This window comes from Aequorivita nionensis, from assembly GCF_046352995.1.
Classification (GTDB): domain Bacteria; phylum Bacteroidota; class Bacteroidia; order Flavobacteriales; family Flavobacteriaceae; genus Aequorivita; species Aequorivita nionensis.
The window spans coordinates 1,392,395-1,415,246 of the sequence record NZ_CP130281.1 but is presented as its reverse complement, the minus strand read 5'-3'; the positions used below and the strand labels follow the sequence as shown (position 1 = coordinate 1,415,246).

Below are 22,852 nucleotides of genomic sequence, written 5' to 3'. Positions count from 1 at the left end.
TTTTACAATTCTATTTGATAATGCTCCAGTTTGTTATAAAGCGTTTTTCGGGTAATGTTCAGCAGTTTTGCGGCTTTGGTTTTATTGAAATCCGCTTCTTTTAAAGCGTTTAAAATAAGTTGCTTTTCATTGCTTTCCTTTGAAAAATCAACGGTTTCCTTTTTCGTATTTGCAGAAAAAAGAACTTCCCGCGGAATCACTTCCAACGGAATCAATTGTGAATTGGCCAACAAAACGGAACGCTTGATTACGTTTTTCAATTCGCGCAAATTGCCCGGCCAAGCGTAGTTTTTAAAGGCTTCTTCCACTTCTTTCGAAAGTCCGATTACTTCCTTTCCCAAAGATTTGTTCGCTTCGTTTAAAAAATATTCAATAAACAGAAAAAGATCTTCTTTTCTTTCGTGCAGCGATGGAATGTGGATTGAAAACTCATTCAAACGATGGTACAAATCCTCCCTAAATTTCCCCTCGGAAACGGCTTTCAGCAAGTCTTCATTCGTTGCGGAAAGTATCCGTACATCCACGTCAATTTCGGTATTGCTGCCCACTGGTTTTATGCGCCGTTCCTGCAAAGCGCGAAGTAATTGAATTTGGTTTTCATAGGAAAGATTACCGACTTCATCCAAAAAAAGTGTGCCGCCATCAGCTGCTTCAAAATGGCCTTTTTTGTCATTCACCGCGCCCGTAAAACTTCCCTTTACGTGGCCGAAAAATTCGCTCGCGGCAATCTCTTTCGGAATAGCGCCGCAATCTACTGCAACAAAATTTTTGTCTTTTCGGGAACTATAATTGTGGATTGCCTTTGCGGCAACTTCCTTTCCAGTTCCGCTTTCACCTTGAATAAGAACGCACATATCCGTTGGCCCGACGAGCTTTAAATATTCGTTGAATTTTTTGGAGGCTTCGCTGATGCCGATTACAAATTTGGACTTTTCAGAACTTGGTTGGGAAGCAGGTTGTTTCGACTCAACAATTTCTGTAATATGCTCTTCGGCAGATTCCATAGTTTGAGAATCTGCTTCAATAATCATCAATAATTCCTCAGGCCGGAACGGTTTCGAAATATAATCCAGCGCACCTTTTTTTATGGCTTTTACCGCAGTATCTACTTCGGCATAACCCGTCATTAAAATCACTTTGGTGTTCGGGGAAATTTTTTGTGAAAATTCAAGCAAGTCAAGACCCGAATCGTCCGGCAGCTTTAAATCCGTAATCAGCAAATCAAAATTGCTTTCAGAAATTGTTTTTCGCGCCTTTTCGCCTGAAAGCGAAACAGTGACATTAAAACCTTTTCGTTCCAAAAAAGAGGTAAGCATTTTTCCAAAAGCTACATCGTCTTCAACTATATGTATTTGTTGCGCCATTACGTTTTCTGAGAACGTAAAAATAGTGAGTATATGGCTGGGCAAACTTTAAATTTATCATAAAAAAAGGCGCCCATTTTATGGACGCCTTTCCCAGAAGTATTGAATCTAAAATACCTGCAGCTTACTGCTTCTTCATATCGTTTTTAATCCACTCACCTTTTGCGTTAGCATAAACCGTTGCAGCTTTTTTATCTGCAGTGGCAAGGTCAAGTTTATATTCTCCATTGGCATTCACATAAGCCTTAGAAATAGTGGCACCGCTAAAGTCTTTAGCTACGGCGTCTTTAACGGTTTGTGGTACCTCAGAAGCTTTTACTTCTTTAAAATCTTGTACGGGGGCTGCAATCACAGCTGTTTCGGCATCAACTACATCAGCAGTTTCAGCATCTTGTGCAGCTTCAATTCTGCTTTCCACTTGTGCTTCAACGGCAGTTTGTTTTTGCTCGTTCATTGCAGTGGGCTCTTTATCTTGTGCGGTTGCTGCGGTTAAACCTCCTAATACGATTGCTGTACTTAAAATTAATTTTTTCATTTGTTTTTGTTTTTAATAATTATTTATTCGTTTCTCTAAGTTTGTTTGTTGTCTTGTATATAGAAAAAGTAGTGCCATAGAAAATATGGAACAGAAAAAACCATTAAATAACTGCAAAACAGTTATTTAAAGATTATTCAATTGTTTTGAATTTTAAGAAAAGTGTATAATGGAAAGAACAGTTGTATAAAAATTACACAGTTTTTGTGTAAACACTATTCAATTTTTGGTGGTTTGCGGTTGGATTTTTTAAAGGCATTTTCCTTTTTGGATTTTAAACGTCTTTCAATCGCTCCTTTTGAAGGTTTTGTTTTCTTTCGCGGTTTTGCGACTTTTAGGTTTTTCTGAAGCAATTCAACAAGCCTTTCAATAACGATGGCCTTGTTGCGGTGCTGGCTTCGGGTTTCGCCGCATTGAAGAACTATTATTCCTTCGGAAGAAATTTTTGTGGAAAGTTTTGTTCGAAGACGTTCCTTTTCAATTTCTGAAAGTGCTCCGGAATTTTCTAAACTAAATGAAACCTCAATTTTTGAAGCCGTTTTGTTCACATGCTGTCCGCCTGGCCCGCTGCTGCGGATGGCTTTAAAGGAAAGTTCAGAAATTAAAACTTCGGCATTCATTGCGGTTGGTGTTCTGTATTCAAAAGGTCGTTCACCGTTTTCACAGGATTGAAAGTGATCAGCGGCACTTCTACAAAAACCGTGTTCCAGTTTGCCATCGCGCCATTCCAAAGTCCCGGAAGTTCAAATGCTTTTATAGGTTTTCCATAATATGATTTATGTGAAATAAAACCTGTATCGGGATCTGAAAATTTCAGCAAATCATACTTTTTTCCTTTATAATTACGCAGTCCGCAAACCAAATCCACGGGATTAAAATGCGTTGCCTTTTCAACCAAAACCTTTTGTTGCGTATTGTTTTTATCGATTTGGGACATTTCCACAATTTGATAGGAAAGGTTTCCGTTTTTGTCTTTTATAAGAAATGGGCCGCCGCCGGGAGCGCCCGTATTTTCAACAACGCCACAAACGCGGATGGGCCGTTCCAGAATTTTCAAAATTGCTTCCTTATATATAGGAGTGTTTTTTATGAAAAGTTCTTCGGAAATAAATTTTGCTGCTTCGTTCAAAACTTCTTCGGAAGGATTTGCAGCGTTAAGTTTTTCCACAAAACCAAAGATTTTTTTCTGAAGCGAAAGCAATTTCCCGGCTAGCACTTTTTTCTGAAAAGCGATGGTTTCCACATAATTTTGGGAAACCACGTTGTCAATATTTTTTATAAAAACGATGTCGGCATCCACTTCATTCAAATTTTCCAAAAGCGCGCCATGCCCGGACGGACGGAAAACCAAATCGTCGTTTTCATCTAAAAAAGCTTTGTTTTCAAGAGTTGCGGCAACTGTATCAGTTTCCTTTTTCTGATAGGAATAGGAAATATTAAACTTTACGCCTGTCTTATTTTCAACAATTTCCTGTATTTCTTCGTATCGTTTCTTGAACTTTTCCTCGTGCTCCGCGGAAACCGTAAAATGTAAATTGGCTATGCCGTTCGAGCTTGCATAAAAAGCTGCTTCGTACAATTGCTCGCCAAAAGCGGTAACATAATTTTCGCCGTATTTGTGAAAAGGAACGAGACCTTTGGGCGTGTTGCTGAAATTGAGACCGGTTTCTTCCAGCATTTCCTTTACGAAGAAATAGTAGCGTTTTCCTTTTTCGAAATTTTCAAAATCGGGGAATTTCGCTTCCAATTTCTCTTTCACCAAAGAAGAAAAAGCAAATTGTTCGATTGAATCAAAAAAGATTTTTAAGTTCTTGTTTTCTTCCTTTTGAAGAAACGCGTCGATGTTTTCACTATTAAAATCATAACCCTCCAAAAACTGATGCAAAAACTTAAACATTCGCGTCGCCGCACCCGAAGCTGGCACGAATTTCAGCAAATCGAGTTTATCTTTTTCAGTTTCAAAAAGCGCTACAAAATGGTTTTGTTCCGTTTCTGAAAATACCACAATGCCATTATCCGCCGAAGCTGGTTCAACTACATTTGCGAAGGGGATTCCTTCCTTAAAAATTTCGAGTTGTCGCGTGACTTTAGCTTCGGAAAGCCCGTGGTTTTTTATTTGTTGTATGTTTTTTTCTGTAAACATTTTATTCAATGTAATTGCAAGTTTCTTCGCGACCTTTGCGACTTTGCGGTAAATTATCACCGCAGAGGCGCAGAGAACGCAAAGGTTTTTACCCATTTAATAATGCGTCAATTATTTCGGTTGCTTTTTTAAACCGCTCTTCCTCGTTTCCCTTTAAAATTTTATACGGGAAACCTTGTTTTTTCAATTCGGCCTCGAAAATACGAAACATTTCCTCGCGGTTGTTTGGACGGTCGCGCAAAATATCCGGCTCCCAAGGCGTGTCAACATAGGTCAAAAGGTAGATGCTGTAATTGTCTTTGGTTGCTTCGGTTTTTATTTCCGAAGGACAAAATCCGTCGTAATAATATTCCGAATAGACTTTTAGTTCGAGCAAATTCGTGTCGCAAATCAGCAGATTTTCAACTTTTTGCAACGCCTTCTTTTCAAGTTCCAATTGCCCTTTTGCGATGGGAATTAAATCTTCTTTTTCAACAAATTTCTTTTCAATATCCCACTTTTTTTGAAGGTATTCACGCATATATTCCGGTACCCAATGCGTTTTGTAGTGTTTCGCCAATTGTTTTGCCAAAGTAGTTTTGCCAGTAGATTCGGGACCGTATAAAACTACTTTTATCAATTCAGCAGACTTGTTTCGGGTATGTTCAGATTTTTCTTCCACGCGCGGTATCCGTAAATGGCAATAATAGTAAATAAAAGGTATTGAAACGAAGTAAAGATGAGCCCTTTATAAAGATACAGCGGCACGGAAATTAGGTCGCCAATAATCCAATAGATCCAGTTTTCGAGTTTTTTTTTCGCCATAAGCCACATTCCCACGAAGAAAATTGCAGTCGTAATCGTGTCAACATACGCCGTCCAACTGTTCCATTTATCATAAAATTCATAGACCGCAAAAACGAAAATAAGCGTTGCGATAAAAATGTAAATAGATTGTTTGTTTTCGGTTTTTGTAGCTTTTGTGATGGGTGTATAATGGGTTGCATCCACTTTTCGGGTCCAAATATACCAGCCGTAAATGCTCATTGCAAAGTAATAGGCGTTTATCATCATATCGCCCAAAAGCCCATAAACAGCGAGAATGTAAACAAAAATAGCTGTGCTGATAATCCCCGTGGGATATACGAGAATATTATCTTGCTTGCTGAACCACACGCTCAAAAACCCAAAGAAAACGCCGATGAGTTCCAGCACTATTAAATGTGTGGGAACTTCAGCGTATTGCGCAAAAAACCAATCAAAAATGGGGCTCATAGTCGCTGCGGTCTGATTTTACTATTTTGATGTAAAGCAAACCTCTTTCCACAGCTTCCAATGCAACTTTCATTTCTTTTTGAAGAAGGTTCATCACCGCATCATAATCGCCGTAAACCTGTGTGCTTAGCGGATTTTCCAAAACCGTCAGCCCAGAATTTCGAAGGCTTTTTATAAAATTGATTATTGCGGGTTCGTAATCGTCCTGTAAAGGCGTGAGGGTTAATTCTACTGAAATTTTCATTTTTTCATTTTTTTCAAAACTACGATTTTAAAAAGTTTTCAGTCGCAGTTTGCAGTTTTTGGAATCTGGTTTTTTAAGATTTGGAATTTACTCAAACGCCGTTCCCATCACAACCATATCCCCTCCAGCTTCGTAAGCGGTATTTTTTTGTGCTTCGGTTTTTATTCCGCCGCCAACAATTAAAGGGATGTTGATTGCCTTTTTTACTTCGGAAATGATTTCGGGTTTTACGGGAAATTTTGCGCCGCTGCCCGCTTCCAAATAAATCAATTTTGCGCCCATAAATTGGCCTGCTAACGCCGTGTGCACAATGTTTTCAATATTTTCCTGCGGAAGCGGTTCGGTATTCGTCACTTTTGAAACTGCGGAATCATTGCCGCCGTTAATTAAAATATATCCCGTGGAAATAATTTCCAAAGAACTATTTTTCAGTTTTGAAATGGACTTTATCTGTTGTCCCACCAAATACTCCGCGTTCCGCCCCGAAAGCAATGTTAAAAACAATAATGCATCTGCAAGTGGAGTAATCTGCGAATGGTCGCCCGGAAATAGAAAGATTGGCAGTTTTGTTTCAGCTTTCAAAGCTTGTACGGTTGCTTCGGTTTCGCCATTTGCAACGGTACTTCCGCCCACAAAAAGGTGAGTGGTTTTCTTCGGAAGTTTTTTCAGAAATGATTTTGCTTCAGAACTATTGAACTTATCGGGATCAATCAAAATGGTGAGTTGCTTTTCTTTTTCGTCAATTCGTTTCAGAAAAGATTTGTAAAAAATTCCTTCCATCTACTATTTTTCAGAAATAAGGGCGTAGGCGCAAGTAAATTCTTCAAATTCAAGAAAATCTACATCGTACTGTTGCTGTTTATCTTCGTAAGTTACCGTAGCCGTGGTCTTGGTTTCATCCAATCTAAAATCTTCCACATAAATATTCTCCAAAAAACTCACGCCTTTTTCGGCAAAGCTTTTATAAAGTGACTCTTTTGCACACCAAACAATCGTAAGTTTTCGCATCATTGCATCTTCATTGGCGATGGTTCGGTATTCTTCAATTGGAGTGAATTTATGTGCGATTCTAAGGATTTTGCTGCGTTGCATTTCAATATCAATCCCTACTTCAATATCGCTAATTATTATTGCCGAAAAGTTAAAGGAATGTGTAATGGAAATATGCTTATCGCCCGTTAAATGTGGCTTTCCGTTTTCGTCATAATACAAATCGTGATCGGTATAGCCTCCCAAAGCCAATAAATGCCGAATGCTCATAAAACCCCGACGATGTAGGTCGCTTTTCATATTTACCACTCTGTTAGCGCAATTTTTTGTAAGATCAATCCCTTCGGAAAGTGCTTCAAAAGACTCTTCAATCTTCCAAATGAAGACTTTAGTGTGGGGATTTACTGTTATAGTTTTGTAAAGTGGCATAAACTTTCAAAGGATATTTCGTAGTTTTGCAGACTTAAAACTAGAAAATTAATTTTTAATGAATGTCCGCTTTTGCGGGTATAAATATAACAAATATGTCAACGAAAACTGTGCCTTACACGGCGTTTAAAGTAAAAGATATTTCCCTGGCAGACTGGGGAAGAAAGGAAATTGAGCTTGCCGAGGCCGAAATGCCAGGGCTTATGTCTCTTCGTGAAGAATACGGAAACGAACAGCCTTTAAAGGGCGCGCGCATTGCTGGATGTCTTCACATGACCATTCAAACTGCGGTACTTATTGAAACATTAAAAGCGCTTGGAGCAGAAGTTACTTGGAGTTCTTGTAATATTTTTTCTACTCAGGATCACGCTGCCGCTGCAATTGCTGCTGCTGGAATCCCTGTATATGCTTGGAAAGGTATGAATGAGCAGGAATTTGATTGGTGTATTGAGCAAACCCTTTTCTTTGGCGAAGACCGCAAGCCGTTGAATATGATTCTTGACGATGGCGGCGATTTAACAAATATGGTTTTGGATAAATACCCAGAGCTTGCCGCTGGCGTAAAAGGTATTTCTGAAGAAACTACTACTGGTGTTCACAGATTATACGAGCGCGTGAAAAAAGGAACTTTACCAATGCCAGCTATCAACATTAACGATAGCGTTACCAAAAGTAAATTCGACAATAAATACGGTTGTCGTGAAAGTGCTGTTGATGCAGTACGTCGCGCAACCGATATAATGCTTGCCGGAAAACGCGTTGTAGTTTGTGGTTATGGCGATGTTGGTAAAGGAACTGCCGCTTCTTTTAAAGGAGCTGGAAGCATCGTTACTGTTACTGAAATTGATCCAATTTGTGCATTGCAAGCCGCAATGGACGGTTTCGAAGTTAAAAAACTGGAAACTGTTGTAAAAACTGCAGATATTGTTATCACTACTACCGGAAACAAAGATATTATCCGTCCTGAGCATTTTGAAGCGATGAAAGATAAAACCATCGTTTGTAACATTGGGCATTTTGACAACGAAATTGCCGTTGCTTGGTTGAACAAAACCCACGGCAACACCAAAGTGGAAATCAAACCACAGGTTGACAAATATACCATCAACGGAAAAGACATTATCCTTTTAGCGGAAGGCCGTTTGGTAAATCTTGGTTGCGCTACTGGCCACCCAAGTTTTGTGATGAGTAACAGCTTTACCAACCAAACTTTGGCACAGATTGAACTTTGGAAAAATGGTGAAAACTATGAAAATAAAGTGTATATGCTTCCAAAACATTTGGATGAAAAAGTAGCGAAGCTTCACCTTGAGAAAATTGGAGTTGAGCTTACTGAACTTTCGAAAGAGCAAGCTGATTATATTGGTGTGGAAGTTGAAGGGCCGTTTAAGCCTGAATACTACAGATACTAAAAATCGAAATGTCACCCTGAGCGCAGTCGAAGGGTCTTATTAAATTATAAAACCCTTGCATTTTTGTGAGGGTTTTTTTGTGGAAAATTTTTAACTTTTTAAAAACAATGATTATTCATACTATAAATGAATCATGATTTATGAAGAAGAAAAAATAAAAGTCCCAAGATTCAACGAAGAATCCGGCTTTTACACTACGAAAAAGCGCTCAAAAATAATGAGCAAAATTCGCGGGAAGAATACGAAACCGGAACTGCTTTTCAGAAAAGCGCTTTGGAAAAAAGGCATCCGGTATCGTGTGGACAGCAAAATACTGCCAGGAAAGCCCGATGTTTCTATCCAAAAATCTAAACTTGCCATTTTTATTGACGGTGAGTTTTGGCACGGCTATAATTGGCCCGAAAGAAAGCAGACTTTAAAAAGTAACCGCGGTTTTTGGATTCCAAAGATTGAGCGCAATATGCAGCGCGACCGGGAAGTAAATTTTCAATTGGAAGAATTAGGATTCACCGTTTTTCGATTTTGGACTAATGAAATAAAGCATAATTTAGACAAATGCATCAATGATATTTTAGTGTATATAAATACCGGACAAAATGATTAACTCTAAACTCCCAAACATAGAAACCTCCATCTTCGCCAAAATGAGCAAAATGGCGGCTGAGCATAACGCCTTAAACCTTTCGCAGGGATTTCCAAATTTCCCCAGCGACCCCGCTTTAAATGCCCTGGTGGACCAAGCGATGAGCGACGGCTATAACCAATATGCCCCAATGCCCGGCGATTTTGGACTGCGAATGGAAATTTCAAAAAAGATTGAAAATCTTCACAATCATTTTTACAATCCCGAAACCGAAATCACCATTACGGCGGGCGCAACGCAAGCTATTTTCACAATAATCGCCGCAACGATCAACAAAGACGATGAAGTGATTATTTTCACTCCAGCGTATGATTGCTATGTACCAACAGTGGAACTCTTTGGCGGAAAAATTGTTCCTATCCAATTGATACCGCCTTTTTACAATGTGGATTGGCAGGAAGTGGATGATAAAACTTCTTCAAAAACCAAAATGATAATTATCAATAGTCCGCACAATCCAAGCGGTTCGCATTTTTCCGAAGAAGATATGCTGCAATTACAGGATTTGGCTGAGAAAAATGATCTGTTGGTTTTGAGCGATGAAGTTTACGAACATATCATTTTTGATGGAAACATTCACCAAAGCGCTTCAAAATTTGAAGCTTTGGCAACACGGAGTTTTGTAACCGCCTCCTTCGGAAAAACTTTTCATAATACAGGCTGGAAAATGGGTTATTGCGTTGCGCCTGAAAACTTAATGAAGGAATTTCAAAAAGTGCATCAATTTGTGGTTTTCTGTGTAAATCATCCCATTCAAAAGGCATTGGCTACTTATTTAAAAGATGAAAACCACTATCTAAAACTTTCCGATTTCTACCAGCAAAAGCGAGATTTTTTTCTGCATTTAATGAGAGGCTCCAATTTTAAAATCATTCCTTCAAAAGGAACGTATTTTCAAATGCTTGATTTTTCAGAAATTTCAAATGATAACGATATCGCTTTTGCGGAAAGGCTAACTAAAGAACATAAGATTGCGACCATCCCAACTTCCGTATTCAACGAAGGCAGAAAGGACTTTAAACAGATTCGGGTTTGCTTTGCCAAAACGGATGAAACTTTGGCGGAAGCTGCCCAAATTTTGAAACAATTGTAATTGTTAAAACTTATTTTATTCTTTCTCTGCAATAAATTTTATCAATCAAAAGATTAATACAACCGATTGGTTTTTAAAACATCGGCAATTTTAATTGTTATTTTCGTAGCAGACACTTCAAAATTCTTCAATCATGGAAAATAATAAAGATAAAAATTATCACAAAAACGGAAATCAAAGCGGAAATTCGGGCGAGGCTTGGGAAATAAATGATGACGGTGCAGCCGCACAATGTCCATATTTTGGAAATATTCAACATCAAGTTGCTGGTGGAGGAACAACAAACGGAGATTGGTGGCCAAACAGCCTACGATTGAACGTGCTACGCCAACAAAGTTCAAAATCAGATCCTATGGGTAACGATTTTGACTATAAAAAAGAATTCGGAAAGCTCGATTACGATGCACTTAAAAGAGATTTAACAAATTTAATGACCGATTCGCAAGATTGGTGGCCAGCAGATTACGGCCATTATGGTGGATTGTTTATAAGAATGGCTTGGCACAGCGCAGGAACCTACCGAGTTACGGACGGTCGCGGCGGTGGAAATACTGCAAACCAACGTTTTGCACCATTGAACAGTTGGCCCGACAACGGAAACTTGGATAAAGCGCGCTTGTTGCTTTGGCCAATCAAGCAGAAATACGGCAAAAAAATCTCCTGGGCAGATTTGTTGCTTTTAACGGGAAATGTTGCTTTGGAATCCATGGGCTTTAAAACTTTCGGTTTTGGCGCAGGACGCGAAGATGTTTGGGAGCCAGAACAAGATGTGTATTGGGGTTCAGAAACGCAATGGCTTGGCAATGATAAACGTTACGAAGAAGGTCATCTTGAAAAACCCTTGGCAGCGGCACATATGGGATTGATTTATGTGAATCCCGAAGGGCCAAACGGAGTGCCAGATCCACTTGGTTCGGCTCACGATATTCGTGAAACTTTTGGAAGAATGGCGATGGACGATTATGAAACCGTAGCCCTCATTGCTGGCGGGCATACCTTTGGGAAAGCCCACGGAGCAGGCGATGCCGAAAAATATGTTGCTGCGGAACCCGCAGGTGCCAACATTGAAGCTCAAAGTAAAGGCTGGATAAGCAGTTATAAATCAGGTTTTGGAGATGATACCATAACCAGTGGTTTGGAAGGTGCCTGGACGCCCACTCCAGACAAATGGGATCATGAATATTTTAGGGTTTTATTGGATTATGATTGGGAATTAACCAAAAGCCCCGCAGGCGCACACCAATGGAAACCAACTGCAGCATCAAATGCAAGAAAAGCTCCAATGGCGCACGATGCTTCCAAAACTCAGGATTTAATGATGAGTACGGCAGATATTGCTTTAAAAACTGATCCTGCATATTTAAAAATTTCAAAACATTTTCGTGAAAACCCTGAAGAGTTTGAGGATGCTTTTGCTAGAAGTTGGTATAAATTATTGCATAGAGACATGGGACCTCTTTCCCGATTTTTGGGTCCCGAAGTTCCGAGTGAAGAATTGCTTTGGCAAGACCCTATTCCTGCGGTTAATCACACTTTAATTGACGAAAAGGATATTGCATCATTAAAAGGAAGAATACTGGATACAGGTTTGTCAATTTCTGAATTGGTTTCAACAGCTTGGGCTTCGGCTTCAACTTATAGAGGTTCCGATATGCGCGGTGGCGCAAATGGTGGAAGAATTCGTTTGGAACCACAGAAAAATTGGGAGGTCAACAATCCTTCGCAATTAGCTAAAGTTTTAGGCAAACTTGAAGAAATTCAAAAAGATTTCAACGCTAGCCAAAGTACTGATAAAAAAGTTTCAATGGCAGATTTGATTGTTTTGGGCGGAAGTGCAGCAATTGAAAAAGCCGCTAAAGATGCTGGTCAAAATGTAACCGTGCCTTTCACTCCCGGAAGAAGTGATGCCTCACAGGAACAAACCGATGTAGATTCCTTTAAACATCTTGAGCCGGCTGCGGATGGTTTCAGAAATTATTTGAAGCCTGATCAACACGCTTCTTTTGAGGAATTGTTGGTTGACAAATCACAATTATTAACGCTCACTGTTCCAGAAATGACAGTTCTTTTGGGCGGAATGCGCGTTTTGGATACAAATTGGGATGGTTCCAGCCACGGTGTTTTTACCAATAAACCTGAAACATTGACTAATGATTTCTTCGTAAATCTTTTGGATTTGGGAACTACTTGGAAAGCAATTGGAAGTGATGATCGCGTTTTCGAAGGACGTCATCGCGCAAGCAATACTTTTAAATGGACCGGAACACGTGCAGATTTAATTTTCGGCTCCAACTCAGAACTTCGTGCAATTGCAGAAGTGTATGCTTGTGAAGATTCCAAAGAAAAATTTGTGAATGATTTTGTGGCTGCTTGGAACAAAGTGATGAACTTGGATCGTTTTGAGTTGAAATAAGCAAGAAACATTAATAATTTAAACCTCACAGAACTTTGAGTCCTGTGAGGTTTTGCTATCTAATCAATTTATTTCTTAATTTTAAAGAATGCAAGAGCAACTTTTTAATGCCATCCGAGAGGAAACTATTTCAGAAGTGAAAAAACTTTTGGGAGAAAATCCTGAACTGGCATCCATCAAAGATGCCCGAGGCTCTACCCCATTGCTGTTGGCGACCTACTTTGGGCTGTACGATATTTCAGAGGTTATTTTAAAGTTTCCACAGAATATTGATGCGCAAGATGCTTCTGGCAATACAGCTTTAATGGGCGTTTGCTTTAAGGGTTTTGACCATATTGCAAAATTATTGCTCGAAAATGGCGCTAATCCAAACATTAAAAATTTCAACGGAGCCACAGCTTTAATTTTTGCCGCTACTTTCGGGCGAAAAGGAATAGCTTGGATGCTTTTAGACAAAGGCGCAGATAATTCCATAAAAGACGATAGAGGGTTGACGGCTGCAGATCACGCAAAAATGCAGGGAATTAGGGAGATGGTGGAATTGCTGGAAAAAAAGTAAAGATTAAAAAAATAAAAATTTTGAACGAAACACTTAAAATAACAATTATTCAAAGCGAACTTCATTGGGAAAATGCCGAATCCAATCTCGTGATGTTTTCTGAGAAAATTCAAAATATTGAGGATAAAACAGATTTGATTGTGCTACCCGAAATGTTCACTACCGGATTTTCAATGAATGCCGAAAAACTTGCGGAGCCAAACGATGGTAAGGCTTTTAAGTGGATGGTTTCCGAAGCAAAAAAAAATAATTGTGCCATTACGGGAAGCGTTATTATTTCTGAAAATGGAAATTTTTATAACCGCCTATTTTTCGTTTTTCCCGACGGAAGTTTTCAAAAATATGACAAAAAACACACCTTCACTTTAGCAAAAGAAAACGAAACTTATTCTGCCGGAACGGAACGTTTGATTGTAAATTATAAAGGATGGAAAATCTGCCCTTTGGTCTGTTACGACTTGCGTTTCCCAGTTTGGGCAAGAAATACTGTAGATTACGATGTTTTGATTTATGTTGCCAATTGGCCCAAAGTACGTACCCTTGCTTGGGATACGCTACTTCATGCCAGAGCCATTGAAAATATGGCGTACTCCATTGGCGTTAACCGCGTGGGTTTTGATGGAAATGACCACGAATACATTGGCCATTCTGCGGTTTACGATGTTTTGGGTAAACAGATTTCAATAGCTAATTTTGAAACTGAATTTACTGAGACAGTTACTTTGGAAAAAGAAAATATTGAGAACAACCGCAAACATCTTCAGTTTTTGAATGATCGCGATTCTTTTACTTTAACGTAAATGTTTCATTCAAGCTCCAGTTGGCACGGACTTCTATTTGCGTTGGGTAATAAACTATTTTTTCAGGCTCCATTCGGTTTAGGAAACTTCCCGTGTCCCACCTTCCATTTTGGTTATCGTCGTAAATAATTCTCAGGAAATATTTATCAGGAGAAAGTTCGTCGAAAAAAACAGTTTTGTTTTCAGATAAATATTCTTCGGCCACAACATTATACTTGCTATCCAACATTTGCACTATAACAGGAAAACGATTTACATTTATTAAAGTGAGATTCAGTGTTCCATAGTCTGAGGAAAGCCGCGTGTTTAAACTATAGTTAAGTGTGTCGTTGGTCCTTTCAAAAAAGTCTGTCAGTGCTCCAGGCAAGAGTTCTATGGAATAGCTTTCTTCTTCTTTTTTTGGAAAAAACACTTCGGCCCAATTGTATTCTTTGTTCAATTTAATTGTAGCTTCCACCAAAGACGAATCTTTTGCCATTACTTGAAATTTTTCAGCATCAAAAGAAACCAAGGGAGTGTTGGCGCGCAATTTAAAAGTATCCTTCAATTTTAAAACACCCGTTTTCACAGCTGAAATATTCAGAGAGTCTTTATAAAGTTCTCGCATCCGTACTGTGATTGTGTCAATTATATTTCCATTCGCAACCCTAAAATTCAATGAGTCGGTTTCAATAGTTGGCTTAAACCAATAGTGAAGCGTATCTTTCTTTTCGTCTTTAAAAGTTGTGGCAACATAATCTTGTTGTACTTCAGAAAGCAATTTAACATCCAAGCTATCTGCATGACCTTCATACCCAAAAACAATGTGGTTTTTTCCCACTTGGCTTGGTCTTGCAAGTTTGTAATCTGGATTTTCCTTAAACAGCGTTAATGTATATATGGAATCTGATGGCACGGAAACCTGTTCATTTAAAAATCCAATTTTATCATTTTTTGGCTGAAAAATGTAGTCGTTAGTTTTTTCTTTTAAAGCGAGCAACAAATAGTTTCCTTCCTTTAAATTAGTAAGTTCAAAAGTACCAGTGCTGTCTTTTGTTACGGTAATGTATGTTGGCTTTTCTGAATAAACCAATGAATCATTAAAAGATTCGTTGGCTTCATAAAGCATTACGGTTGTTGGGATTTCAGGGGAAATCAACTGTGCATCCTTCACTTTTCCTGAAAGTTTTAAGCTGTCAATATAACTTCCTGTTGAGAAAATATATTTAAAATACTCAAACTGGTTCCCTTCATTATTGTCCACAATACTCTTTCCAAAGTTGAAGGAATAGGTTGTGTTTGGTTTTAAAGTGTCTATCAATTTAATTTTCAATGTTTTTGAAGTACTTAGCGGCGTGATGATAGGCGTATATTTCATTGGGGGTGAAATGATGAGCTCTTTAGTTAAGTCTTTTAACTTAATGTATTCATCAAAACGTATTTCAATTTCGTCTCCTGTAAAATTTGTACTGTAGTTTTCGGGGCTACTCCTAACTATTACGGGCGGAATAGTATCTCGTGGCCCACCAGAAGGCGTCCCTTTTTTTGCGCAATCCACAAAGGAAAGCATAAACAAAAATGCAATGGGTATATAGAGCAGGCGGTGTTTCACAGAGTGTTTTTAAAGGTTTATTTTGGGCATTTGAATTTAAGATTCCAAAAATAAACAATAACAAATTACTATTTTCAAATTACTTTAGGTAGTTGCTATTGTGGCAACACTAATATTTACATTTTCGCCTTTCAACAACTGCAATGCACATTTTTCCAGTGTTGCGCCGGTGGTAATAATATCGTCCACCAACAAAATGTGTTTGTTTTTAATTTCACCTAGATTTTGGGTATAAAATAATTCTTCGGCCTCAAAACGGAGTATTCTCGTTTTGAAAACTTGTGATCCCGTTTTGGAAATTTTTATCAAAATATCATCCCGATAAGGAACATTTAAGGCCAAAGCAATTTCTTTTCCAAATCCTTCCACTTGATTAAAGCCACGCTTTTTCAATTTTTGTTTGTGCAAAGGCACGGGAATTACCATTTCTATTTCTTTATAGTTATTGTTTTCTGCCAATTCCGCGCCAAGCCATTTCCCAAAGAAAGAACTTATTTCTTTCTTCCCTCTATATTTCAAATTGTGTAAAAGTTCCTGAGTCAATCCCCTTTTCTGAAAATAAATTAAGGATGTTGCATTCTTCACCAAAAATCTCCCATAAAATTTGTCCTTCAACATTTCACTACCGGTTTTGTGAAATGAAGCTACCGGAAGTGAATGAATACATTCCAAGCAAATCACCGATTCTCCTTCTAGAAGTGGCTCCTTACAACCAGCGCATATCTTTGGAAAAAGCAGATTTAACATATTTTAAGAATTTTTACCATTTTGTAAACGTTTGTTAAAGAAATACCTAACTACTTTTACCACCTAAACTTAACTTATTAATTATGAGTACTGAAAACGAAAACAATAGTGGCAAATTTAAAATCCTTATTGGGGTTCTTTCTGTTTTGCTTATTGCCTTGGCGGTTTATACCGTAACATTGTTCAACGACAATAAATCTACGATTTCAAATCTTGAAACGCAAAAAGCAGATATTGAACAGGAATTGGAAGGATTGATTGCTAATTATGACGAAGTAATCAAGGATAACGAACTTAAAGACAAAGATTTGCTCGCGGCCAGAGAAAGAATTACAGTTCTTCTAGATTCTGTTAAAGATGCAAAAGCAAATATTGGCTTGATTGAAAGATACAAAGCCGAAGTGGGCAGACTAAAACAAGAACGCACCTTGCTTTTTAAACGTGCCGACAGTTTGATAGCCGCCAACAAACAGCTTGCTATGGAACGCGATAGCACCTCAACAGAACTATCCAACACGCGAATGGTCGTGGATTCCGTAAACCAAGAAAATATGGCAATGACTGAAACCATCAAAAAAGGTTCTATTGTTAAAGCTACAGATTTACGCGGAGAAGCCGTTATCATTAGAAATAATGGAAAGGTTGTAGATACAAAACGCGCAAGCCGTGCTGATAAAATTAGAGCTTGTTTTACACTGGCTCCAAATGCTATTGCCCAAAAAGGCGATAGAATTATTTATGTGCAGGTTATAAACCCAAAAAATAAAATGATGGGCGACAATACTGTGAAACAATTTGAAGACAAAAACTTAAACTATAGTGCTTCAACAAACGTATTTTATGAGAATGACGAACTTGATGTTTGTATTTTAATAAATGCTTCAGAAGCTGATCTTGTGGAAGGTAGATATACCATTAATCTTTTTGATGGTTCAAACCAAATTTCAACCACCACTATGGAGCTGAAATAAACATATTTTATAAAGAGTAGGTAATTTATAAAATAAATGAAGCCGCCGTGAAGTTATCACGGCGGTTTTTTTATTTTTGCGCTATGGCAAACAATGACGATCAATTTAAAAAAGTAGTATCCCACGCAAAGGAATACGGTTATATTTTTGCATCCAGTGAAATCTATGACGGCCTTAGCGCCGTGTATGATTATGCTCAAAATGGTGTAGAGCTTAAGAAAAATATTCGCGAATATTGGTGGCGAAGCATGGTTTATATGCACCAAAATATTGTAGGAATTGATTCCGCAATCTTGATGCATCCCACAACCTGGAAGGCTTCCGGCCACGTCGATGCTTTCAACGATCCTTTGATAGACAACAAAGATTCCAAAAAACGCTACCGTGCAGATGTACTGATTGAAGATTATGCTGAAAAGCTCTATCAAAAAGCACAAAAGGAAATTGAAAAAGCAAAAGGCCGTTTTGGTGATAGTTTTGACGAAGAACAATTTATAACTACCAATCCACGCGTTGTAAAATATTTGGAAGATCAGCGCACCATTCTTGAAAGAATGGCTCGTTCTCTTGAAAAGGAGGATTTGGCAGACGTGAAAGCCTTGATAGAAGAGCTTGAAATTGCCGATCCAGATACTGGCTCAAAAAACTGGACCGAAGTGCGACAGTTCAACTTAATGTTTGGAACTAAATTAGGTGCTTCCGCAGAAAGCGCAATGGATCTTTATCTTCGTCCAGAAACCGCCCAAGGTATTTTTGTAAACTTTTTGAACGTACAAAAAAGCGGAAGGATGAAAATCCCTTTCGGAATTGCGCAAACCGGAAAAGCATTCCGTAACGAAATTGTTGCACGACAGTTTATCTTCCGTATGCGTGAGTTTGAGCAGATGGAAATGCAATTTTTTGTACGCCCAGGGGAAGAATTAAAATGGTACGAATACTGGAAGGAAACCCGTTTAAAATGGCATCTTTCACTTGGAATGGGAGAAGAAAATTACCGTTTTCACGACCATGAAAAGTTGGCACATTACGCAAATGCCGCAGCAGACATTGAATTTAATTTTCCGTTCGGCTTTAAAGAGTTGGAGGGAATTCATTCGCGAACCGATTTCGATTTAAAAGCACACGAAAAATTCTCTGGAAAAAAATTACAGTTTTTTGATCCAGAATTGAATGAAAGCTATGTGCCATACGTGGTTGAAACCTCTATAGGTTTGGACAGAATGTTCCTTGCCGTATTGAGCAATTCACTACAGGATGAAACTTTGGAAGATGGAAGTGTGCGTACAGTTTTAAAAATACCTGCAATTTTAGCGCCTGTAAAAGCAGCCGTTCTTCCTTTAATTAAAAGAGATGGCTTGCCCGAAATAGCACAAAAAATCATTGATGACCTTCAATGGGATTACAACGTAATTTATGATGAAAAAGATGCCGTTGGAAGACGTTACCGCCGCCAAGATGCAGCTGGAACGCCATTTTGCATCACCGTGGACCATCAAACTATTGAAGACAATACCGTAACGATCCGTTATAGAGATACAATGGAGCAGGAACGTATTAAGATTGAAGAAATTTCAGAAAAAATGAAGGAAACCATTTCATTCAAAAACTGGCTTTCCGAATAATTTTTTAAGTGGTTAATTCTATATTCTGAATGGGAGGATATTAATTTATCCTCCTTTTTTTATGTCCACTAATTCTGCGGGAGTTGCCTTATCACAACGGTTCATCCTTCGCAGTCCGTTAAACTTTATCCATACTTTCTGTCCGTCAACTTTAAAAGCTTCTTCCAGATTGATGGGGTCTAAATAATAAAATTCCATCTTGTCACCTGGCATCTGAATTGTATATGGACAATCACCTTCTTTATCAGAATATACAATGGTTCCCAATAAATAACCTTCCTCCATCATTTTTTGGGGATCTACGGTTTCTTGATTTGTAGTTGTTCCCTCTGTTGAAGTGGTTTGGGTTTGCTTTTCTGTGGTACCACAAGAAAGAATGAATGTCGAAAAGATTATAAGTCCTGTTTTTAAAAACATTTTGTCTTTATTTAAATGATTTATGAAGATACAAAAATTAAAAATACGCCCGCAACTGAATGCTACCAGTATGCACTGTTTTTGATGTTTCACTTTTTCTTCCAAAATAGGAAAGATTGGCGTCCAGATATTTTGTTATCCGCTTTTGGAAAAGTAAACGCCAGGTAAAATTGGTGCCCGGCTGTAAACCTTCCAACATTTGGTATGCCACTGGGGAAAAAGGACTTCCTTCAAATTTATTGTCAATATAATTAAACTCGCCATTTATTGAAATCTTTTCTGCATTGGTGTAGGCGAAGGAAAAACCAACCGTTTGCTGGTTAAGTGATTCCATTTCACCCAACTGATTTTCTTGGTTTGCGAATTCATAAAAAACATCAAAACGAGCTTGCTGACTAAATAGGTATGAAATTTTTGGATTGAATTCATATGAATCCAAACGATAGTTTCTATTAGCAAAATTTTCTGAAAGACTTTCGTTGCTTCCCATGGCGCCTTTTAAATTCAGCAACCAACTTTCCCAAAATTTATGGTTGAAATTAAGCTGGTGGCTTTTCAGTTCATTTTGCTGTAAACCAACTGCGAGCAAATTATCGCTGGATGTGGAAATAAATGTATAGCTCGTGGTAAAATGTTGCTTCCCACGATTAAAAAACAAAGCATTTCTAAAATTCAGCGTCAATCCTAGTTGATCATCGCCGCCATCTTGAAACGGATTTATATTAAACCCATCGTCTTTTCGTTTCACTTTTCGGTCTAAAACATAGGAGGTTTGATTGTAAAAGTGTGACAATACTTTTTTAAATCCTTCTTTATTTGACCAATTTTGAGGATTCAGCGTAAGAATCTGGCTAAACTTGTTCTGCCTAATCTTTAAAAATATTTGGTTCGGAAGCAAAATCCTTATGTATTCTGCTTGATCTTGGAATTGTGCTACTTCAAACTCTTCTAATTCCTGAATTCCGTTGTTGTTATAATCAATCCAGGTGTAAACCCCTTGTCCCGGTTCAGTTTTCACATATGTGAATTCCTGCTGCGGAATCACACCGTTATTAGATTCCAAAGCTGTATTCCAGCGAATGCCACCGTCAAACAATGATTGATTATAAATAATCCGAGAGTTCAGTGAACGTTCCGTTTCACGCTTATCAATTGTTACTGGAAGTGAATCGTTCGGGTCAAAACCAGTGCCTGGTTTTGGTTCATATTTCAAGGTTCTATAATTTGCAAAGGCCGAAAGTTGCGTATTTTCAGTATTTATAAGTTTCGATTTTAAATAATAGGTATTTGATGAATTCACTTTTTGAAGTAAATTGTTCCGAACGCTATCATTCACCCGAAACTGATAGCCAGCTTCTACAAAAACTTTTGTACTGTCACCAATACCTGAAAACACTTCAAAAGCACTAAATTTTTGACTAACGGGCGAAATGCTGTCGCGTGAAACATCTTTTATTTGGTTGTCCTCCAAAGCTACTTTACCACCCACCCACGCTTTTTCAAAAGAATAAGTGGTTGTATTATTCAGCCTGAAAAATTTAGAGGAAATAGAATCGGCTTTACTGTTTAAATAACTTCCATAGGTAAGAAATCTGAGCTTTTTCAGTTTTAAGTCTGAAGCAATTACCTGTCGCGTTCCATTAAAATTTTCAGAATAATTCAGGTTTTGAAATTCATAACGGCCGCCACCAATTTTAGGGTGAGAAACCTCAACTCCAGAAATTACAAAGCTTTGGTTTCCCAATGGATTGATAAGGTTCCAATCTCTGTTAAACTCAATGTTATAAAGCCTTTCAATAGTTCGAAAATCTTTTTGCACAAAATCCAAAGAACCAAAAGCATCAACTTTTAACGTATCTGCAGTCGTTAAAACCCGCTGTTTAAAAGCCAATCTTCCTGCAAAACCGTCGTTATTATTATCGTCAATATCACTGAAAAGGTTAAGATCGTTTTGGCTACCTGCAACTTCAAAATCAATACGCGTTTTTTCGGAAGGATGAAAACTTCCATTTAGACCGCCAACTTGTAATTTTAAAGGTGCGTTCAAACGAATAATAGGTTCATAATTTCCCTGCAGAACGCCATTTACTGGAGCAACATACTCAAAAATGCGGCTAATGGCGTTGTTGTCGCTAATAACATAATTACCATTATTATTGCCCACCAACGAAAACCTTACGCTGAAAAGTTCATCTGCAGGATTACTTGAAAACACGAAGACTTCCTCGCCATTTACAATTTCTTTTTTATAAAGAATTTTATTTTCAGAATACGTATCCGGCACTGCAGAAGGTGCAGCCATCAAATCTTTGTCATCGCCTGCAGCCTTTAAAATCGCTACTTGTTCTTCAGTAAGATTTTGCTGAAGCGGCTGGTTTTTTGCATCGTTTTCCGAATAAATATAAACGCCTAAATCCAAATTCTCGCTGGTGTAATTTCCACCTCCATAACCAATAAAACGTGTGTAGCTTCTATCAGTATATTGATATTCCACGGAAATCCGCATATTGCTGGTTATTGGGTAGGTTGGATTGAACTTTATCTCGCCAGCGTTGTAATCGATTACGTAATCTTCATTTTCGCCCCGTTTCAAAAGCAAACCATTCACATAAACCCGTTCACTTCCAGAAACTACCAATATATAAAGTTCGCCGTTGGGGCCAACCAATTTATATGGGCCTTGATTTCCTTCTTGGCCAATAAATTCACTTTTTGAAAACACCCCACGAACCAAAGCTCCCGAAGCAAAGGCAGAGATTTTGGAACCGTCTTCGTTATTAAACGTGCCGCCAAGGGAGATTCCCTGTACTTTTTTTGTAAATCTTCCGAAATAACTGTTGTTGTTTTGGAGATCAATATCACCTGCGCGTATGTTCCAGTTTTCACCAAAAAGTTCAATAAAAATCTGATCAAATTCATTCAAACTCTGCGAATAACCGCCTTCCTGTGTAGGAATATTTGCATCTTGAATGGAAGCGCGAATGGAAACCTTCTCGCTCAGTTTTCCCGTGATTTGAAGATCCAATTCACTGTTTACAACAGCGTTTTGGTTGTTCCCAATGGTAATGCCCCGCGAAATACTTCCCGAAGTGTTCAAACCGTCAAAAGGAGTAAAAATATTTTTATTTGTGCTCTCGTCCAGAGAGTAAAGCTTGTCTATTTGTCCCGTATTTTCAACAATAATTTTTGGGTCAAGAGCAAAGTAATCTTTTGTTAAAAAACCTGGATATTGCAAATATTTAATTGTTAGCGAATCCTGCTCTTGCTGCAATTCTTCAGAAAAAATAATGGTCCCTTTTTTAAAGTCTATCCTGTAACTAAAGGGGTTTGGAGAGTTCCCGTCCTTATCGAGGATAATGAACCGTTTTGGATTGATACCCGCACTGTCCAAAACCACAGTGTCTAGCAACGCAACTTTTTTTTCTTTATAATTTGAAGAAATATCCTGCGCATAGCCTGCGGCCACAATAAAAAAGAGAAAAACAGACAGGTATAACTTCATTACCAATATAACTTAATGTAGCCGATTATATTTTGTGAATATATTATGAAAATCTTTACGGGCGTGAGCCGTGTAAAAATACAATGTTATTTAACTTAGTGGCCTTTAACAAACGCTACTTAC

21 protein-coding genes are annotated in these 22,852 nt (G+C 38.2%); 8 read left to right on the top strand and 13 right to left on the bottom strand.

What is annotated here, in order from left to right:
- Nucleotides 1-2: 2 nt before the first annotated feature.
- From Q2U82_RS06390 to Q2U82_RS06350, 9 genes are all read right to left on the bottom strand, one after another.
- Nucleotides 3-1,364 (bottom strand): sigma-54-dependent transcriptional regulator, encoded by a 1,362-nt coding sequence (locus Q2U82_RS06390; protein WP_410006859.1) that lies wholly within the window; start codon nt 1,362-1,364, stop codon nt 3-5.
- Nucleotides 1,365-1,488: 124 nt separating this feature from the next.
- Complete coding sequence (locus tag Q2U82_RS06385; RefSeq protein ID WP_202337261.1) at nt 1,489-1,899, bottom strand: hypothetical protein; 411 nt, start codon at nt 1,897-1,899, stop codon at nt 1,489-1,491.
- A 215-nt stretch (nt 1,900-2,114) separates the two neighbouring features.
- Entirely contained in the window at nt 2,115-2,519 is a 405-nt protein-coding gene (gene arfB, locus Q2U82_RS06380; protein ID WP_068762537.1) for an alternative ribosome rescue aminoacyl-tRNA hydrolase ArfB, read from the bottom strand.
- A complete protein-coding gene (locus Q2U82_RS06375) occupies nt 2,516-4,042 on the bottom strand; it encodes a DUF4301 family protein (protein ID WP_410006858.1) in 1,527 nt (508 codons plus the stop codon). Before Q2U82_RS06375 ends, arfB begins: the two co-directional genes overlap by 4 nt.
- Nucleotides 4,043-4,130: 88 nt before the next feature.
- Entirely contained in the window at nt 4,131-4,661 is a 531-nt protein-coding gene (locus Q2U82_RS06370; RefSeq protein WP_410006857.1) for an AAA family ATPase, read from the bottom strand.
- Nucleotides 4,658-5,296: a nicotinamide riboside transporter PnuC gene (gene pnuC / locus Q2U82_RS06365; RefSeq protein ID WP_410006856.1), complete on the bottom strand. Its 639-nt coding sequence runs from the start codon at nt 5,294-5,296 to the stop codon at nt 4,658-4,660. The genes Q2U82_RS06370 and pnuC overlap by 4 nt, the downstream gene beginning before the upstream one ends.
- Nucleotides 5,280-5,540, bottom strand: coding sequence for a thiamine-binding protein (locus Q2U82_RS06360; protein WP_045081418.1), 261 nt, complete (start codon nt 5,538-5,540; stop codon nt 5,280-5,282). The genes pnuC and Q2U82_RS06360 overlap by 17 nt, the downstream gene beginning before the upstream one ends.
- Nucleotides 5,541-5,627: 87 nt before the next feature.
- Nucleotides 5,628-6,320 (bottom strand): geranylgeranylglyceryl/heptaprenylglyceryl phosphate synthase, encoded by a 693-nt coding sequence (locus Q2U82_RS06355; RefSeq protein ID WP_410006855.1) that lies wholly within the window; start codon nt 6,318-6,320, stop codon nt 5,628-5,630.
- A gap of 3 nt (nt 6,321-6,323) precedes the next feature.
- Nucleotides 6,324-6,959: a 4'-phosphopantetheinyl transferase superfamily protein gene (locus Q2U82_RS06350; protein ID WP_410006854.1), complete on the bottom strand. Its 636-nt coding sequence runs from the start codon at nt 6,957-6,959 to the stop codon at nt 6,324-6,326.
- Nucleotides 6,960-7,054: 95 nt separating this feature from the next.
- Between Q2U82_RS06350 and ahcY the strand changes: the two genes are divergently transcribed.
- From ahcY to Q2U82_RS06320, 6 genes are all read left to right on the top strand, one after another.
- Complete coding sequence (gene ahcY, locus Q2U82_RS06345) at nt 7,055-8,371, top strand: adenosylhomocysteinase (protein WP_410006853.1); 1,317 nt, start codon at nt 7,055-7,057, stop codon at nt 8,369-8,371.
- A gap of 133 nt (nt 8,372-8,504) precedes the next feature.
- Nucleotides 8,505-8,975 carry a very short patch repair endonuclease gene (locus Q2U82_RS06340; protein ID WP_410006852.1) on the top strand — a complete coding sequence of 157 codons (471 nt, stop codon included), beginning with the start codon at nt 8,505-8,507 and terminating at the stop codon, nt 8,973-8,975.
- Nucleotides 8,968-10,107: a methionine aminotransferase gene (locus Q2U82_RS06335; RefSeq protein WP_410006851.1), complete on the top strand. Its 1,140-nt coding sequence runs from the start codon at nt 8,968-8,970 to the stop codon at nt 10,105-10,107. The genes Q2U82_RS06340 and Q2U82_RS06335 overlap by 8 nt, the downstream gene beginning before the upstream one ends.
- 133 nt (nt 10,108-10,240) lie before the next feature.
- The gene (gene katG, locus Q2U82_RS06330; protein ID WP_410006850.1) at nt 10,241-12,520 is read left to right on the top strand and encodes a catalase/peroxidase HPI; all 2,280 of its coding nucleotides are present in this window, start codon (nt 10,241-10,243) and stop codon (nt 12,518-12,520) included.
- An 88-nt stretch (nt 12,521-12,608) separates the two neighbouring features.
- Nucleotides 12,609-13,079 (top strand): ankyrin repeat domain-containing protein, encoded by a 471-nt coding sequence (locus tag Q2U82_RS06325; RefSeq protein WP_410006848.1) that lies wholly within the window; start codon nt 12,609-12,611, stop codon nt 13,077-13,079.
- Nucleotides 13,080-13,099: 20 nt separating this feature from the next.
- Nucleotides 13,100-13,879: an amidohydrolase gene (locus tag Q2U82_RS06320; RefSeq protein WP_410006847.1), complete on the top strand. Its 780-nt coding sequence runs from the start codon at nt 13,100-13,102 to the stop codon at nt 13,877-13,879.
- On the opposite strand, the gene Q2U82_RS06315 is transcribed toward Q2U82_RS06320, so the two are convergent.
- Both Q2U82_RS06315 and Q2U82_RS06310 read right to left on the bottom strand, forming a co-directional pair.
- On the bottom strand, nt 13,866-15,470 hold the full coding sequence (locus tag Q2U82_RS06315) for an Ig-like domain-containing protein (RefSeq protein ID WP_410006846.1): 1,605 nt from the start codon (nt 15,468-15,470) through the stop codon (nt 13,866-13,868). The two genes, Q2U82_RS06320 and Q2U82_RS06315, sit on opposite strands and share 14 nt — an antisense overlap.
- A gap of 84 nt (nt 15,471-15,554) precedes the next feature.
- The gene (locus Q2U82_RS06310) at nt 15,555-16,217 is read right to left on the bottom strand and encodes a ComF family protein (protein ID WP_410006845.1); all 663 of its coding nucleotides are present in this window, start codon (nt 16,215-16,217) and stop codon (nt 15,555-15,557) included.
- A gap of 83 nt (nt 16,218-16,300) precedes the next feature.
- On the opposite strand from Q2U82_RS06310, the gene Q2U82_RS06305 reads away from it, so the two are divergent.
- Both Q2U82_RS06305 and Q2U82_RS06300 read left to right on the top strand, forming a co-directional pair.
- Nucleotides 16,301-17,188: a hypothetical protein gene (locus Q2U82_RS06305; protein ID WP_410006844.1), complete on the top strand. Its 888-nt coding sequence runs from the start codon at nt 16,301-16,303 to the stop codon at nt 17,186-17,188.
- Nucleotides 17,189-17,271: 83 nt separating this feature from the next.
- Complete coding sequence (locus Q2U82_RS06300) at nt 17,272-18,810, top strand: glycine--tRNA ligase (protein WP_410006843.1); 1,539 nt, start codon at nt 17,272-17,274, stop codon at nt 18,808-18,810.
- A 45-nt stretch (nt 18,811-18,855) separates the two neighbouring features.
- On the opposite strand, the gene Q2U82_RS06295 is transcribed toward Q2U82_RS06300, so the two are convergent.
- Both Q2U82_RS06295 and Q2U82_RS06290 read right to left on the bottom strand, forming a co-directional pair.
- Nucleotides 18,856-19,227 carry a hypothetical protein gene (locus Q2U82_RS06295; RefSeq protein WP_410006842.1) on the bottom strand — a complete coding sequence of 124 codons (372 nt, stop codon included), beginning with the start codon at nt 19,225-19,227 and terminating at the stop codon, nt 18,856-18,858.
- A gap of 37 nt (nt 19,228-19,264) precedes the next feature.
- Nucleotides 19,265-22,729, bottom strand: coding sequence for a hypothetical protein (locus Q2U82_RS06290; RefSeq protein ID WP_410006841.1), 3,465 nt, complete (start codon nt 22,727-22,729; stop codon nt 19,265-19,267).
- Nucleotides 22,730-22,852: the final 123 nt, after the last annotated feature.

What these genes read in the sequence shown, in the direction of transcription:
- Q2U82_RS06390 (WP_410006859.1), bottom strand. Translation starts at nt 1,364, where the DNA reads ATGGCGCAACAAATACATATAGTTGAAGACGATGTAGCTTTTGGAAAA.
- Q2U82_RS06385 (WP_202337261.1), bottom strand. Translation starts at nt 1,899, where the DNA reads ATGAAAAAATTAATTTTAAGTACAGCAATCGTATTAGGAGGTTTAACC.
- arfB (WP_068762537.1), bottom strand. Translation starts at nt 2,519, where the DNA reads ATGAATGCCGAAGTTTTAATTTCTGAACTTTCCTTTAAAGCCATCCGC.
- Q2U82_RS06375 (WP_410006858.1), bottom strand. Translation starts at nt 4,042, where the DNA reads ATGTTTACAGAAAAAAACATACAACAAATAAAAAACCACGGGCTTTCC.
- pnuC (WP_410006856.1), bottom strand. Translation starts at nt 5,296, where the DNA reads ATGAGCCCCATTTTTGATTGGTTTTTTGCGCAATACGCTGAAGTTCCC.
- Q2U82_RS06360 (WP_045081418.1), bottom strand. Translation starts at nt 5,540, where the DNA reads ATGAAAATTTCAGTAGAATTAACCCTCACGCCTTTACAGGACGATTAC.
- Q2U82_RS06355 (WP_410006855.1), bottom strand. Translation starts at nt 6,320, where the DNA reads ATGGAAGGAATTTTTTACAAATCTTTTCTGAAACGAATTGACGAAAAA.
- Q2U82_RS06350 (WP_410006854.1), bottom strand. Translation starts at nt 6,959, where the DNA reads ATGCCACTTTACAAAACTATAACAGTAAATCCCCACACTAAAGTCTTC.
- ahcY (WP_410006853.1), top strand. Translation starts at nt 7,055, where the DNA reads ATGTCAACGAAAACTGTGCCTTACACGGCGTTTAAAGTAAAAGATATT.
- Q2U82_RS06340 (WP_410006852.1), top strand. Translation starts at nt 8,505, where the DNA reads ATGATTTATGAAGAAGAAAAAATAAAAGTCCCAAGATTCAACGAAGAA.
- Q2U82_RS06335 (WP_410006851.1), top strand. Translation starts at nt 8,968, where the DNA reads ATGATTAACTCTAAACTCCCAAACATAGAAACCTCCATCTTCGCCAAA.
- katG (WP_410006850.1), top strand. Translation starts at nt 10,241, where the DNA reads ATGGAAAATAATAAAGATAAAAATTATCACAAAAACGGAAATCAAAGC.
- Q2U82_RS06325 (WP_410006848.1), top strand. Translation starts at nt 12,609, where the DNA reads ATGCAAGAGCAACTTTTTAATGCCATCCGAGAGGAAACTATTTCAGAA.
- Q2U82_RS06310 (WP_410006845.1), bottom strand. Translation starts at nt 16,217, where the DNA reads ATGTTAAATCTGCTTTTTCCAAAGATATGCGCTGGTTGTAAGGAGCCA.
- Q2U82_RS06305 (WP_410006844.1), top strand. Translation starts at nt 16,301, where the DNA reads ATGAGTACTGAAAACGAAAACAATAGTGGCAAATTTAAAATCCTTATT.
- Q2U82_RS06300 (WP_410006843.1), top strand. Translation starts at nt 17,272, where the DNA reads ATGGCAAACAATGACGATCAATTTAAAAAAGTAGTATCCCACGCAAAG.
- Q2U82_RS06295 (WP_410006842.1), bottom strand. Translation starts at nt 19,227, where the DNA reads ATGTTTTTAAAAACAGGACTTATAATCTTTTCGACATTCATTCTTTCT.
- Q2U82_RS06290 (WP_410006841.1), bottom strand. Translation starts at nt 22,729, where the DNA reads ATGAAGTTATACCTGTCTGTTTTTCTCTTTTTTATTGTGGCCGCAGGC.